Origin of the sequence: Mesorhizobium sp. M7A.F.Ca.CA.002.05.1.1 (genome assembly GCF_003998335.1) — a bacterium.
Classification (GTDB): domain Bacteria; phylum Pseudomonadota; class Alphaproteobacteria; order Rhizobiales; family Rhizobiaceae; genus Mesorhizobium.
In genome coordinates, this window is sequence record NZ_RZQI01001604.1 from 1 (window position 1) to 532 (window position 532).

A 532-nucleotide genomic window follows, 5' to 3' on the forward strand; every position below is an offset into this window, starting at 1 on the left:
TTCGTCATCGGAATGATGGATGCCGATGATCTCGAAAGGGCGACTTTGCCAACACCATCGTCCGCGGGCACCGCGCCGTGAACATGGACTCTCGATTCCTGGTTACATATTCTCGCTCGATACAGGGTCGCATGACGATCCACGAAGCAATTTCGGAAGCTGATGATGTTGGATCCAGAAAAGACCAGGGCTGCCTCGCGGTTGTTGGTAGGCCACTGGGACCAGGGCACCCGTCTCGGCGCCATACCTGAGGCGTTGCGCCCACAAACACGGCTCGAAGGTTACGCCATCCAGTCGCATGTCATAGATCGCTCGGCGGCCTCGCTTTTCGGCTGGAAGATTGCCGCGACCAGTCTGGCCGGACAAAGGCACATCAACGTCGACAGGCCGATGGCCGGACGTCTCCTGGCCGAAAAAGCGGTGGAGGTCGGCGGGACCGTTTCGCTGGCGACGAGCAAGATGCGCGTGGCCGAGATCGAGTTCGCTTTCCGCTTCGGCCGCGAGTTGCCGCCTCGTCCTGCGCCCTATGAAA

1 pseudogene is annotated in these 532 nt (G+C 60.3%); it reads left to right on the plus strand.

Annotated features, from left to right (window positions below):
* Nucleotides 1-165 precede the first annotated feature (165 nt).
* Nucleotides 166-532 (plus strand): annotated as a pseudogene (locus EN939_RS37295) (2-keto-4-pentenoate hydratase); the annotation flags it as partial.